We start from the raw sequence: 13,893 nt of genomic DNA on the forward strand, positions 1-13,893 counted from the left end.
TGATACTGGAATCAGCTTGAGAGCTTTGCAGAGACGACTATCGAATGCGTTCGTCGCCATTCAGGCGCGCTGTCGCCGTTCGCCGCGGAGGCCCGTGGCGCATGAGGCGCACGTGTCACATGAGGCGCACCTGTCGCAGGCAACGCATGTGCGCACGCATGCCTATGCCGGCCTGTATCAGCAGCAGGTGCGCGCACCTTCGGCCGAGCTCGAGCGCAGCCTGCGCCATTTTTCCGAACAGTCGCTGGTCGGCGTCTTCATGCTGCGCAACGATGGCACCGTGCTGCACGCCAACGACAAGATGGCCGCCATGCTCGGCTACCAGCGCGGCGCCGAGCTGGTCGGCATGCCGGTAGCGAGCCTGACCGCGCCGGAAGACCTGGCGCTGCTGCAGGAAAACATGCAGTCGCGCCTGCAAGGCGACGTCGCCACCGTTCAATATTCTTACCGCATCCTGCGCCGCGACGGTACCCGTCACTGGGTGGAAGTGCACGGTAGCGTCTGTCCCCACGAAGGCGGCACCGCGCTGGTCGAAACCGCGCTCGACGTCAACAAGCAGGTGCAGTCCGAATGGCAGTCGCGCATGGCCGACCGCGTCTTCGAATCGACCAGCGAAGGCATCCTGATCACCGATGCCGGGTTTCGCATCCTGGCCGTCAATCCGGCTTTCACGCGGATCACCGGCTATCGCCCGGAAGAAGCGATGGACAAGCGTTCGCGCATGATGACCGGGCCCGGCGCCCAGGCTGAAATCAACCGCGGCATGCTCGAGCGGCTGGCGCACGACGGTCACTGGCAAGGCGAAATGAAGGATCGGCGCAAGGACGGCAGCTGGTATCCGGCATGGCTGTCGATTTCGGCGATACGCGACAACCAGGGCGGCATCAGCAATTACGTCGGCGTGTTCACCGACAACACGATCCGCAAGGAAGCCGAAACCAAGCTGGCCTTCCTGGCCGATCACGACAGCCTGACCGGCTTGCTCAACCGCAGTAGCCTGATGCGTATTTTCGCCCGGCAGATTGAAGCGGCGCAGGCGTCCGGCGAGACGCTGGCCTTGTTCTTCGTCGACCTCGACCGCTTCAAGACCGTCAACGACACGCTCGGCCATCATGCCGGCGACCAGTTGCTGGTGGCCGCCGCCGAACGATTGCGCGAACAGTTGCGCCCGGACGACGTGTTGGCGCGTTTCGGCGGCGACGAGTTCGTCGTGGTGCTAGGCGGCTCACCGCCGCCCTACATGATCCTGGCCATTGCACAGCGTCTGATCAATAGCATCCTGCGGCCGTTCACGATCAACGGCCACGAGATGTTCATCAGCGCCAGCATCGGCAGCGCGGCCTATCCGGAGCACGGCGAAGACGCCATCACGCTGCTCAAGAACGCCGACATCGCGATGTACCACGCCAAGGATCGCGGCAAGAACGCCTTCCAGCTGTTCAACAAGGAAATGAGCAACCGCGCGCTTGAGCAGATGCTGCTCGAGAACAGCCTGCGCCACGCCATCGAGCGCAAGGAATTCGAACTGTATTACCAGCCGCAGTTCTCGGCGCAGGACGGCGCCATCTGCGGCGCCGAAGCGCTGATCCGCTGGCGTCATCCGACGCGCGGACTGGTGGCGCCGGGCATGTTCATCACGTTGGCAGAGCAGACCGGCCTGATCGTGCCGCTGGGCGCCTGGGTGTTGCGCGAAGCCTGTCGCCAGGGCAAGGCCTGGCTGGATCGCGGCTATCAGTTCGGCCGCATCGCGGTGAATTTGTCGCCGCGCCAGTTTTCCTCGGATGACCTGCTGGCCACGATCGACAACGCGCTCGACCAGAGCGGCTTGCCGTCGGCGATGCTCGAGCTGGAAATCACCGAAGGCGCGATCATGCAGAACCCGCAGGAAGCGGTGGTGCTGCTCAAGCGCATGCGCGAACTGGGCGTGACGATTTCGGTGGATGACTTCGGCACCGGCTATTCGTCGCTGGCCAGCCTCAAGCAATATCCGCTCGATACGCTCAAGATCGACCGCAGCTTCGTCAAGGGCATCCCGGCCGACGCCGACGACGTCGCCATCACGGAAGCCATCATCGCCATCGCCCACAAGCTGCACCTGAAGGTGGTCGCCGAAGGCGTCGAGTCGCAGGAGCAGCACGATTTCCTGCGCGCGGCCGGCTGCGACATGGTGCAGGGTTACCTGCATTCGCAACCGCTGACGGCCGGTGAAATCGAGCAGCGCTGGTATCTGGGCGGTGCGCAGGCGGAGACCTGATGCGGCCTCGACCATTTCTCCGTCGCTACGAACAGGAACGAGTAAGCAAACTCTTTTTTGTTCGTTGACCCTGGCTTTCCCGATTCCTAAGATGGCGTGTTTTAGTTAACACTAACGCTCGGGGATGGCATGACTACGTGGGGAACTGCAACAAAAACAAGGACGCGCAAGAGGGTAGGCAAGATCGTTGCCGCGCTGGCGGCAGGCGTGCTGGCGGCATTGGCTGGTACAGGGCAGGTCGGCGCGGCCGAGCCCAGGCACGGCGGCACGCTGAACTGGATCGTCACACCGGAACCATCGTCGATCCTGCCGTTGACCACCACGGCCGGCGGCAATACCGAACTCGGCCCGAAGATCGTCGAAGGTCTGCTGACCTACGATTTCAACCTCAATCCCAAACCGCTGCTGGCAACCTCGTGGAGCATCAGCAAGGACGGCCTGCAATACCGCTTCAACCTGCGCCACGGCGTCAAATGGCATGACGGCAAGGACTTCACTTCGGCTGATGTGGCATTCTCGATCCTGACGCTGAAAGTGGTGCACCCGCGCGGTCGCGCCACCTTCGCCAACGTCATCGAAGTGCAGACGCCCGATCCGTTCACCGCCGTGATCGTGCTGTCGAAGCCGTCGCCGACATTGCTGACCGCACTGGCCGGCGCCGAGTCGCCGATCGTGCCCAGGCATCTCTACGACAAGACCGACATCCTCAACAGCAAGTACAACAGCGCGCCGGTCGGCACCGGTCCGTTCGTCTTCAAGGAATTCGTCAAGGGCAGCCATATCGTCCTGGAACGCAATCCGAACTATTGGGACAAGCCCAAGCCTTACCTCGACAAGGTGGTAGTGCGCTTCATCCCTGATGCGCTGGCCCGCGCCGCCGCGCTGGAGTCCGGCGCCGCCGACCTGGGCGGCCAGGCGATCCCGCTGTCCGACGTTGCGCGTTTCAGCAAGCTGCCGAAGATCACCGTGGACACCACCAACTGGGCCTACATCGGTTTGCAGCAGCAGCTGTATTTCAACCTCGACACGCCGGTGCTGCAAAAGATCGAAGTGCGCCGTGCGATCTCGCAGGCGATCGACGTCAACGCGCTCAACAAGGTGGTCTGGTACGGCTACGGCAAAGTCTCGGCATCGGTGATCGGTACGCTCAACAGCAAGTACCACAATCCCGACATCAGGTACTTCCCGTACAACCCGAAGGAGGCCGAAGCGGCGTTGGATGCAGCCGGCCTGAAACGCGGCGCCGACGGTACCCGTTTCCGTCTGCGCCTGCTGTATAACCCGTTCCAGGAACGCCGTGCAGCCGACTTCGTGCGCCAGTCGCTGAGCCGCATCGGCATCGACGCCAACATCGAGAACTATGACTTCGGCACTTACGTCACCAAGGCGTACACCGAGCGCGCTTTCGACCTGACGCTGGAAGCGCTGGCCAATGTGTTCGATCCGACCGTGGGCGTGCAGCGCGTGTTCTGGTCCAGGAACTTCAAGGTCGGCCTGCCGTTCTCGAACGCGCCGCACTACGCCAATCCGGAAGCCGACCGCCTGCTCGAAGCGGCCTCGGTGGAAATCGACGAAGCCAAGCGCCGCCAGCTGTTCCTGGATTTCCAGAAGGTGGTGCATGACGACATTCCATCGATCGAATTCGGCGCCAATCCGAGCATCACGATTGCGGCGAAGAAGGTGAAGAACTACGCGCCGACGGCGGAAGGCCTGCGCGGCAGTTTTGCGGATCTGTATTTCGACTGAACCTCCGATGCAGCATGCGCCTCAGGAAAAAGCCGGCCTCCAAGGGCCGGCTTTTTTACGTCAATGTCATCGTCTGCGGCGTCGTTCTACTCCGTGTTCTGGCGCGCATATTCCTTGCGCTTCATGGTGAGATAGTCGTTCTTGTCGACTTCATGCAACTGGCGCGGATAGCGTTCGGTGGCGCTGAACCAGGTTTGCAGCCGGTGTTCCAGTTGCTGCGCCTGCGGCGCCCCCAGTCCGCTCAGGAAGGCGTCGATGGCGAGGTAATAGCGCATGGTGTTGCGCTCGACCGTGCCGCGCATGCCGCCGACATAGCCGCTCTTGTCCGACTTGTCCACCGTGAAGCCGACCTTGTCGCTGCCGGCCGTAGCGAGATAGGCGCGCAGCGCCACGCGGCTGGCCAGTCCGAACGAGTAGGAATACGTCAGGTGCAGGAAGCTGCGGCCGTCGCCGAGCGGTACCGCTTCCAGCTGGATGCGGTAGTCGCGCGTGTCGATCGGCCCTTTGTCGGCAGCCAGGCGGACGTCGAAGTAATCGTCGCCGTTGGCCGGCACGCGGTAGTTGAAGTCGATCCGGTAAGCGTCGCCGATGGCCTGCTCATGCTTCTTGCCGACGCGCATGCTGAGCGTCGCGGGATTCTGGCCGGGACCGGGGCGGCAGTATTTGGTGTTGAGATGCAGAATCAGGACGTCGCACCAGTGCGCCGGCATGGTCAGCGAACTGCGCACCTGAGCGAACGGATAATCGACTACGGCGTAGATGTCGCCCTTGATGCTGGACGAGCTTTCGGTCGAGTTGATGTACAGCGGGCGCGCAAACTGGTTGCTGGTCAATTGCGGCTGCAGCGCCTGGTATTTTTCCTGCAAGGCAGCACCTCCCGACGGCTCGGCGGCGATGGCGGAGGCGCATACCGCCAGTGACACGGCCAGCAGCGTCGCCGCCAGTGTGGCGGCGACAACGGCGCGCAGGCTCTGCGTCAATTGCTGTGGGACAGGACTTTGCATGCGAATCTCCAGTTCTCCTTTGCCGGTTTCAATCCCGCGTCGTTACAGCCAGCGCGCCCACAATCCGGCGCCGAATTCCTTCATGCGGTCGCTGATGGGGCGGTCTTTCCACGCTTCCAGCGTGATTTCCCTGGACGCATTCATATCGCGCTCGAACATCGACTGCATCTGCGCGCCGAATTGCCGGCCGAGGATGACGGCGTTGATTTCCTGGTTGTAGATGAAGCTGCGCCAGTCCAGGTTGGTCGAGCCGATGGTCGACCAGACGCCGTCGATCATTGCGGTCTTGGAATGCAGCAGCGCATCCTGGCGCTCATAGATCTTGACGCCGCCTTCCAGCAACTCGGTGTAGAACGAGCGCGAGGCGTACAGCACCAGCTTCGAGTCGCTCTTGCTCGGCAGCACCAGGCGGACGTCGACGCCGCGTTTGACGGCATCCTTCAATGCGTCGCGCAATTGCGGATCGGGGATGAAATAGGCGTTGGTCAGATACACCTTGGATTCGGCGTGCTGGATGGCCGAGATGAAGGTGGCGTAGATCACGCTATAGGGATCTTCGGGTGCGCTGCCGATGCCGCGCACGATTTCAGGTCCCTTGTTGTCGACCTTGGGGTAATAGTTCTTTTCGGCCAGTTTCGGACCGTGCTGCTTCTGCCAGGTGTCGATGAACATTTTCTGGAATTCCGCCACCACCGGCCCGTCCATGCGCACCTGGGTGTCGCGCCACGGCACCTTGCCGGCGTCGTCGTCCTTCGGTTTGCTCCTGCGGAACGAACCGCTGGAGTACACGCTGCTGACATTGATGCCGCCGACGAAGGCGGTCTTGCCGTCGACGATCAGCAGCTTGCGGTGATCGCGCTGGTTGACTTCCCAGCCCTGGCGCGCCTGCGCCGGATTGACCGGATTGAATTCCAGCACCTGGATGCCGGCATCGATCATCGGCTGGAAGAACTCGCGCGGCGTGCTGAGCGTGCCGACGCTGTCGTACATCAGGTTGACCTGAACGCCGTGCTTCTGCCGGTCGATCAGCAGGTCGGCGAACTGCTTGCCTGCCTCGTCGTCTTCAAAGATGTAGGTTTCCATGTTGACGTGGTCGCGCGCTTCGCGGATGGCGGCGAACATGGAGGCGTAAGTGGCCGGTCCGTCAATCAGCAGCGTCACCTTGTTGCCCGCCACCAGCGGCGAGCCGGTGATGGCTTGTTCGACCGCGAGGTGCTTCTCGAGGATCAGGTTGTCCTGATTGGAATCCTTGAACCTGTCGAGCACCGCCTTGCTCTGCTCGGGGGTGAGGATGCCGCGTCCGCCCTTGATCTGGATCACCTTGGCCGACTGGGTATCCATGTCGGGGACGATGCGCGGCAACGAACTGCATCCGGCCAGCGCGATGACGGCGGTAACGGCGACGGTGTATAAAAGCCGGCTGGTGAACCGCGCGGTCGTGGCGAAGCCCGGGTTGAAAATCACGTGATTTTTTTGTGTAGTCATGACTGTCCTGCAAGGCGATGGTCGGGGATCCGACAATGTCATTCCGAGTATATGCCGCGCAAAAGCCGGCTTGCAGCGTGAATGCCACGTTATAGGCCCGAATCGGCGCTGTCCTACATGAAAACGAGAGGGCTGCCTACGCGTCAGAGGAGGGACGGGTCGGGTTGCGGCGGTGCAGCGTGCGGATTTTTACTTTTTGTTTATCCGCACTTCATTTCTTTTTAGGCATTCTTTACGCCGCCCGCACTAATCTGATCCCGTTATCAACACCACGAAAACAGGTTCGCTATGCCACCCATGGTCTGGAGAAAACGGTCTTCCATGTTCGCGCGATTGCTATTCCCGGAAATCATGCCCTCCTTGCTGCCGTTGACGCCGGCTGAGCCGCAACCAGACCAGCCGGCGCGCCCCGGACCGCGTAAGACGCTGACCTTGCCCAGGCAGCGCGAACGCCTGATGCACATCACGGTAACGCGGGAAGAGGTCACCCACCTGCGCGAGGTGGTGATGCAGAGTTGCGGGCATTGCGTCTGCTTCATGCGCATGTCGCCGCTGGACCATGCGCGTCGCATGTGTCTGTGCCTGTGCGTACAGGCCGAAGCGGTGCCGATGGTGATGGATGCGGTGATGTGGGCGTTGCCGCAAGCGGAGTTCGGCTTGCGGCAAGCGTAGGTCATGCAAGCGGAGTTCGGCTTGCGGCAGGCGTAAGTAAAAGCTCAGTACACGTCGCGGCGATAGCGGCCCTGGGCGATGAGATCTTCCAGTGCAGCTTCGCCGAGCAGGTCGGTCAGTGCGGCGTCGACGCCGGCGGCCATGCCGTCGAGGCTGCCGCAGACGTACAGCACGGCGCCTTCATCGAGCCAGGCCTTGAGCATATCGGCGGCCTGGCGCAACTTGTCCTGCACGTAGACGCGCTCGGCCTGGTCGCGCGAGAAAGCGAGGTCGACACGACTGAGCATGTCTTCCTGCATCCATTGTTCGATTTCCTCGCGATAGAGGAAATCGTGGGCGCGATGACGTTCGCCGAAGAGTAGCCAGTTGCGGCGCCGGCCGCTTGCGATGCGGGCGCGCAGATGGCCGCGCAAACCGGCCAGGCCGGAGCCGTTGCCGATGAAGATGGCCGGCGTCGGCTCGGGAGCGAGCGCGAAGTTGCTGTTTTCCAGCAGGCGCAATGCGATCGTGCTGCCCAGCGGCGCGTATTCCGTCAGCCAGCCCGAAGCCAGGCCGAAACCGTCTTCGTGCGCGACCTGGCGCACCAGCAGGTGAACCCGTTCGTCGTCCTGCACCGAGGCCACCGAATAGCGACGCGAAGCCAGCGGCTGCAGGCTGTCGGCCAATGCTTGCGGCGCCAGGTCGGCGCCGGGTTTGGCGACTGGCAATACGCTGCGCGCCAGTGCTTCGGCCAAGGTGAGCGTTTCACCGTGAAGGCGGATCGCGATGTCGCCGTCGAGGCCGGTACGGCTCAGGAACAGCGCGACGCGGTCGGGTGCATGGCGCGGCAGGATTTCCGCCAGCGCGCCGGATTGCCATTGCGCGTCGCTGTCGGCGGGCGCGTCGAATTCCAGGTGATAGATGCCCTGACCGGCGCTGCCAGGATTGAGCAGCTTGCGTTCGCGCAGGATCCAGCCGGCATAGGGCGCTTCCGCCGACGCCGGCGCCGCTTCTTCCAGCGGCGCGCCGCCGGTCAGCACCGCGAGTTCACGTTGCCAGGCTGCCAGTGCGGCGGGTGCAGTGTTTGCGTTGTCGTCGACTTCGATCATCGGGAAGAACGCTTGCGCGCCCTGGCTGCGCAGCCAGTGATCGACGCTGTGACCGAAGCCGCAGAATTTTTCATAGTGGCGGTCGCCCAGCGCCAGCAAGCCGAATTGCACGTGGGCGAGGGCGTTGCCGGGCGCTTGTGCAAGTTGCCGTGCGAAGCGACGCGCGCTGTCGGGCGGTTCGCCTTCGCCGAAGGTGCTCACCACGAACAGCGCGCGGTGGAAATGGCGCAGGCGTTCCGGATCGAGCGTGGCCAGCGATTGCACGGTGACCACAACGCGGGCCTTTTGCAGCGCGGCGGCGGTGTGCAGCGCGATGCGTTCGGCTTGTCCCGCTTGCGTCGCGTAGGCCAGCAGGACGCTTTCCTTGTTGTTGGCGGCGTTGACGCCGCCGGGACTGGTCACGACGGCTTCGCGGCTGCGGTCGAGCAGCGCGCGTTCGGCGCGCACTGCGCGCTTCTTGCGGCGGCGGTCGAGATACAGCATCCAGCCGGTGATGCCGAACAGCGGCATGATCAGCGCGGCGATGGTCATCACGATGCGGCCGGGCATTCCGAAGTAGGTACCCATGTGCAGCGGATAGATCGCGCCGATGAAGAGGCCGCCGGTAGTCTTGTCGGCGAAGCGTTCATTCAGTTTGATTTCGCCGGTCAGCGGCAGCACGTTCAGGCGATTGCGGGCGCGCTCGTGCGAGGCGTCGGGCAACAGGTAATTGAACTGGACCGGTTGCGCGGTCTTGTCCGACATGCGGATATTGACCAGCGTGTAGGGACCCGCCTCGCGCACGAACACATCCCAGGCCAGCGTGAGGTCGAGCGGCGCAGCTTCGGTCTTTTCGGATTTGTCTTTTTCCTTGTCCATGTTCATGCCCATGCCTTTGGGCTTGTCGTGCTTAGGCTGGGGGGCGCGCGCCGGTGCTTCCTGTCCGGCCAGCGTATTCACGCCCGCCCTGAACCAGTCGAACGCCCAGAACATGCCGGTCGTCGTGAAGATCACATACATCACCAGCGCCCAGGTGCCGATCACCGAATGCAGGTTCCACAGCAAAGAGCGGCCGGAGAGGCCGAAGTCCAGCTTGAACCAGGCGCGCCAGTTCAGCGCGCGGCGCGGCCAGCGCATGTACAGGCCGGACAGCGCCAGGATCAGCAGGCACATCGACAGGCTGCCGGCGACGATCTTGCCGGCATCGGTCGGCAGCAGCAGCCAGCGGTGGAAGCGTTCGGTGAATTCGAAGAATTCGTTGCCGGCCAGCGGCGGCAGCAGCGCGCCGGTGTAGGGATCGGCGTAGCGCATTTCGCCGCGGCGCACGCCCGGCGGCGGGGCGAAGTTGATGCGCACCGAAGCGCCGGGCTGGATCGACGCGATGAGCACGGCGACGCGCTCATGCGGTACTTCGACGCGCAGGCGCTCAAGAATCTGCGGCGGCGTCAGCATGGCTTGCTCGCGCACGGCCACATGGACGATGCCGGGATTGAGCCAGTCGGTAATTTCTTCGCGGAAAGACAGGATGGCGCCGGTCACGCCGACGAACATCAGCACGGTGCCCGCAGTGATGCCGATGAACCAGTGCACCTGGAACCAGATTTTCTTGAACATTGTTTTTCTCTTGTGGGCTGGCGGTCGGCGAGCTGGGCAGCGTGCAGCGTGGCTTGTCGACGCCGGCAGACGGCGTTTTTGCTAAAGCGCTCTATTATAGAGGATAGGCGAATGAGAATTATTCCATGAAGTATCTCATTCTGGAAATGTTAACCTGATGCCGACTTATCCTTCTGCAGCACCATGCTGGCCAGGATCATCGCCGCCACCAGCAACGCCACCGGCAGCAGCCCGCGATGCAGCAGGAAGCCGGCGATCTGCGTGCCGACGCCCGACAGCGTCAGCGCCAGGAACATCAGGAAGCCCGAGGCCAGGCTGGTCAGCGACTTCGGCACCGACAGCGCGCGCGTCACGGTAGACGGTCCGCGCAGGCCGAGGCCGGCGCAGAACAGCATCCAGCACACGATCAGCGGCGCCACATGGCGCTCGTCCAGCACGCCCAGCGTGATCAGTCCCGCCACCGAAATCAACTGAACGATGGCGCCGGCGTTCATCAGTTTGAACGTACCGCAGCGATGCGCCATGGCGCCGGCGCGCGAGGCGGCGACGATGAATGACGACACGCCGCAGACCTGCATCAGCGCAAACGTGCCGGGGCCGCGGCTGCTCCATTGTTCGATCAGGTGCGGCGCACTGGCGACGAAGGTAACCAGCGCGCCGAAGGTCAGTCCGTACACGGCGGCGTCGCGCAGGTAGGCGCGATTCCTCAGCAGCACTGCATAGCTGACGGTTTCATCGGCGTCGTGCAGCACCTGCTTGCCCGGCACCAGTTTCAGGATGAACGGCAACAGCGCCAGCGCCAGGATCGCCACCAGCCAGAAGTTGCTGCGCCAGCCCGACGCCAGCAGGATGCCGGTGCCGATCACCGGCGCGATGGCGGGAATGACGGACTCGGCGATGCTGACCCAGGAAATCGCCCGCATCGCATCGGCATCGGCGAAGCGCCGCCGCAGCAGCACCGGCACCACCACGGTGGCGGCGCCCGCGCCGATGCCTTGCACGGTGCGGTAAACGATCAGCGCATCGACATCCGTTGCCAATGCGCAGGCCGCGCCGGTGACCGCCAACAGCGCGACGCCGGCGAGCAGCGTGTTGCGCATGCCGAGCTTGTCGGCCAGCGCGCCCCACAGCAGTTGCGACAGCGCCAGCGCAATCATGAAAGAAGAAATTGTCGCCTGCACCGCCGGCACGTCGCTGCCGAGGTCGTGGGCGAGATGCGGCAATGCAGGCAGGTAAAGATCGGTGGCCAGCATGCCGACGCCGGTGAGTGCGGCGAGCGGGATGATTTGCAGCAGAGGAGGACGGGACATCGATAAAACTCAGCAAGACAGGTTCAGTGGGACAGGATCAATGAAGCAGTTCAATAAGCCGCAGGGCGCGGAAATATCTGGATGCGCGTCAGGAGCCTGAAAGCGGATGCGCCTGGAGGTCGATCTTGCCGTTTGCGGTTTCCGGACCGCGGAGAGCGGCCATGATACCACCGGCTTCCCGGACGGCCGGTTTTTGTCCGGCGGCACGCCACGGTGCGGATAGCGCACCGAATTGCATCGTCAATTGCAAAATACTGGTGTAATCTCAGATTGAAATGGTATAGTGATCATACCAGTTGGTGAATTTCAAAAATACACGCTGGTGAGGTAGCACCCACTTATAACTAAAACCCACCGTCAGAAACGCTTCCGAAAAGCGTCGGCGGAAACAAGGTTGTTGTTGATCTGGCAATGGCCTTGTTCAATCAACTGAGGAGACAGCATGGAGGCAGCAACAAGCGCCGTCGAAAAGTCGGCAATCAGGAAAGTGTCGTTACGGCTGGTGCCGTTCGTCGCACTGATGTTCTTTATCAATTTTCTGGACCGCACGGCGATTTCCTTCGCCGGTCCCAACGGCATGACCAAGGACCTCGCCCTCACGGCGGCGCAATTCGGTTTTGCCGCGGGTGTGTTCTTCATCGGTTACGTACTGCTGGAAATTCCCAGTAATCTGGCGCTGCATAAATACGGCGCGCGCCGCTGGCTGGCCCGCATCATGGTGACCTGGGGCATCGTCGCGCTGCTGTTCACCTGGGTCAGCAATGTCGAGGGACTGTATGTCTTGCGCTTCCTGCTCGGCGTCGCCGAAGCCGGCTTCTTCCCGGGGGCGATCCTGTTCCTGAGCATGTGGGTGCCGGCCCGCCACCGCAGTCATATCCTGGCGCTGTTCTATCTCGCGCAGCCGCTGACCATCGTGATCGGTGCGCCGGTTGCGGCGCTGCTGATCGAGGCTCACGGCCTGTTCGGACTGGAAGGCTGGCGCGTGATGTTCGCCGGCGTTGCAATCCCGGCCATCGTTGTCGGCGTGATTGCCTGGTTCTATCTGGCCGACAAGCCGGCCGACGCCAAATGGCTCAACGAAGCCGAGCGCAACTGGCTGACTGCCGCGCTGGCCAGTGAAAACAAGACCAAGCGCATCACCGCGCAATCCAACGTCACCTCGGCGCTGACCAACAGTCGCGTGTGGCTGCTGTCGCTGGTGTACTTCGGCCTGATCTACGGTTTGTATGCGCTGGCGTTCTTCCTGCCGACCATCATCGGCGGCTTCGAAGCGCAATTCGGCAGTAAATTCAACGTCTTTCAAAAAGGCCTGATCACGGCGATTCCTTACCTGCCGGCAGCGGTGGCGTTGTACCTCTGGAGCCGCGATGCCACTCATCGCGGCGTGCGCAGCTGGCACGTGGGCGTACCGGCCCTGCTGGGTGCAGTCAGCATTCCGATGGCGCTGTACATGAACACGCCGGCGGCGACGGTCGCGGCCATCACGGTCACCGCCTGCGCCATCTTCTCGGCCTTGCCGACCTTCTGGTCGATCCCGGCGCGCTTCCTGTCGGGGGCTGCCGCCGCGGCAGGTATCGCGTTGATCAATACGGTCGGCAACGCCGCCGGCTTCATTGCGCCGTTCGTCACAGGCGCCATCAAGGACGCGACCGGGTCCTATCAGGCGCCGATGTTCGTGGTCGGAGCACTGATGCTGATGTCGGCAGTGGTGATCTTCGCCATCGGCGCGGGCGCGCGGCAAGAGCAAACCTTGTCGTCGGAATTGCAAGGAAAGGCGATCGCAGACTAGCGTCTTGCATCCTCAACAAATTTGTTTGTATTACCGAATCACTGAATAGTCACTGAGCAACTGGAGAATCATCATGAAAGAAAAAATCGCCCTGTTCGGCGCTGGCGGCAAGATGGGTGTGCGGCTGGCCAAGAACCTCAAGAAATCCGACTACCGCGTGGCCCACGTGGAAGTCAGCCAGGCCGGCCAGCAGCGTCTCAAGGAGGAGCTTGACGTGGAATGCGTGAGCATCGATGCCGCACTGGACAATGTCGACGTCGTCATCCTGGCGGTGCCGGATACGCTGATCGGCAGAATCGCTGCGGAGATTTCGCCCAAGCTGCGTCCCGGCGTGATGGTGATGACGCTGGATGCGGCCGCGCCTTTCGCCGGCCACCTGCCGGATCGTCCGGACCTGGTCTATTTCGTGGCCCACCCCTGCCATCCGCCGATCTTCAACGACGAGACGACACAAGAAGGCCGTCGCGATTTCTTCGGTGGCGGCGCCGCCAAGCAATCGATTACCAGCGCGCTGATGCAAGGTCCGGAGTCGGCCTTCGACCTGGGCGAAGACGTCGCCAAGGTAATCTATCAACCGATCCTGCGCAGCTACCGCCTGACGGTGGACCAGATGGCGATCCTTGAACCGGGCCTGTCCGAAACCGTCTGCGCCACCTTGCTTTACGCGATGAAGCAGGCCATGGATGAGACCGTGCGTCGCGGCGTGCCCGAAGAAGCCGCGCGCGATTTCCTGCTGGGCCACATGAACATTCTGGGCGCGGTGATCTTCAAGGAAATCCCCGGCGCGTTTTCGGACGCCTGCAACAAAGCAATCCAGAACGGCTTGCCGCGCCTGCTGCGCGACGACTGGCTGAAGGTATTCGAGCACGACGAAATCGCCGAAAGCATCCGCCGTATCACCTGAGCACCTGCAACCGCAGGCATCCGTGGCGATCGTTGCCACGGATGCACA

9 protein-coding genes are annotated in these 13,893 nt (G+C 62.7%); 5 read left to right on the forward strand and 4 right to left on the reverse strand.

The window, feature by feature from the left end; genetic code table 11:
- Positions 1-112: 112 nt before the first annotated feature.
- Entirely contained in the window at positions 113-2,254 is a 2,142-nt protein-coding gene (locus tag DXT88_RS07110; RefSeq protein ID WP_265212262.1) for a putative bifunctional diguanylate cyclase/phosphodiesterase, read from the forward strand.
- Positions 2,255-2,383: 129 nt separating this feature from the next.
- Entirely contained in the window at positions 2,384-4,000 is a 1,617-nt protein-coding gene (locus tag DXT88_RS07115; protein ID WP_265212264.1) for an ABC transporter substrate-binding protein, read from the forward strand.
- An 86-nt stretch (positions 4,001-4,086) separates the two neighbouring features.
- Here the strand turns inward: DXT88_RS07115 and DXT88_RS07120 are convergent, their stop codons facing one another.
- Together DXT88_RS07120 and cls are read right to left on the reverse strand one after the other, a co-directional pair.
- Complete coding sequence (locus DXT88_RS07120; protein WP_265212266.1) at positions 4,087-5,004, reverse strand: hypothetical protein; 918 nt, start codon at positions 5,002-5,004, stop codon at positions 4,087-4,089.
- 42 nt (positions 5,005-5,046) lie between these two features.
- Positions 5,047-6,345 (reverse strand): cardiolipin synthase, encoded by a 1,299-nt coding sequence (cls, locus tag DXT88_RS07125; RefSeq protein ID WP_407649275.1) that lies wholly within the window; start codon positions 6,343-6,345, stop codon positions 5,047-5,049.
- Between the two features lie 495 nt (positions 6,346-6,840).
- Between cls and DXT88_RS07130 the strand changes: the two genes are divergently transcribed.
- On the forward strand, positions 6,841-7,161 hold the full coding sequence (locus DXT88_RS07130; protein WP_265212269.1) for a hypothetical protein: 321 nt from the start codon (positions 6,841-6,843) through the stop codon (positions 7,159-7,161).
- Between the two features lie 44 nt (positions 7,162-7,205).
- Here DXT88_RS07130 and DXT88_RS07135 read toward each other — a convergent pair whose 3' ends face one another.
- Together DXT88_RS07135 and DXT88_RS07140 are read right to left on the reverse strand one after the other, a co-directional pair.
- Positions 7,206-9,842, reverse strand: a complete 2,637-nt coding sequence (locus tag DXT88_RS07135) for a sulfite reductase flavoprotein subunit alpha (protein WP_265212271.1) — start codon at positions 9,840-9,842, stop codon at positions 7,206-7,208.
- Positions 9,843-9,991: 149 nt separating this feature from the next.
- Positions 9,992-11,152 carry an MFS transporter gene (locus DXT88_RS07140; RefSeq protein WP_265212273.1) on the reverse strand — a complete coding sequence of 387 codons (1,161 nt, stop codon included), beginning with the start codon at positions 11,150-11,152 and terminating at the stop codon, positions 9,992-9,994.
- A gap of 442 nt (positions 11,153-11,594) precedes the next feature.
- On the opposite strand from DXT88_RS07140, the gene DXT88_RS07145 reads away from it, so the two are divergent.
- Positions 11,595-12,941 carry an MFS transporter gene (locus tag DXT88_RS07145; protein ID WP_265212275.1) on the forward strand — a complete coding sequence of 449 codons (1,347 nt, stop codon included), beginning with the start codon at positions 11,595-11,597 and terminating at the stop codon, positions 12,939-12,941.
- 73 nt (positions 12,942-13,014) lie between these two features.
- Positions 13,015-13,845, forward strand: coding sequence for a phosphogluconate dehydrogenase C-terminal domain-containing protein (locus tag DXT88_RS07150; RefSeq protein ID WP_265212277.1), 831 nt, complete (start codon positions 13,015-13,017; stop codon positions 13,843-13,845).
- The last annotated feature ends 48 nt before the right edge of the window (positions 13,846-13,893 follow it).

The organism is Herbaspirillum lusitanum, assembly GCF_026127345.1.
In the GTDB taxonomy this organism is placed as follows: domain Bacteria; phylum Pseudomonadota; class Gammaproteobacteria; order Burkholderiales; family Burkholderiaceae_D; genus Herbaspirillum; species Herbaspirillum lusitanum.

What these genes read in the sequence shown, in the direction of transcription:
- DXT88_RS07115 (WP_265212264.1), top strand. Translation starts at nt 2,384, where the DNA reads ATGACTACGTGGGGAACTGCAACAAAAACAAGGACGCGCAAGAGGGTA.
- DXT88_RS07120 (WP_265212266.1), bottom strand. Translation starts at nt 5,004, where the DNA reads ATGCAAAGTCCTGTCCCACAGCAATTGACGCAGAGCCTGCGCGCCGTT.
- cls (WP_407649275.1), bottom strand. Translation starts at nt 6,345, where the DNA reads ATGGATACCCAGTCGGCCAAGGTGATCCAGATCAAGGGCGGACGCGGC.
- DXT88_RS07130 (WP_265212269.1), top strand. Translation starts at nt 6,841, where the DNA reads ATGCCCTCCTTGCTGCCGTTGACGCCGGCTGAGCCGCAACCAGACCAG.
- DXT88_RS07135 (WP_265212271.1), bottom strand. Translation starts at nt 9,842, where the DNA reads ATGTTCAAGAAAATCTGGTTCCAGGTGCACTGGTTCATCGGCATCACT.
- DXT88_RS07140 (WP_265212273.1), bottom strand. Translation starts at nt 11,152, where the DNA reads ATGTCCCGTCCTCCTCTGCTGCAAATCATCCCGCTCGCCGCACTCACC.
- DXT88_RS07145 (WP_265212275.1), top strand. Translation starts at nt 11,595, where the DNA reads ATGGAGGCAGCAACAAGCGCCGTCGAAAAGTCGGCAATCAGGAAAGTG.
- DXT88_RS07150 (WP_265212277.1), top strand. Translation starts at nt 13,015, where the DNA reads ATGAAAGAAAAAATCGCCCTGTTCGGCGCTGGCGGCAAGATGGGTGTG.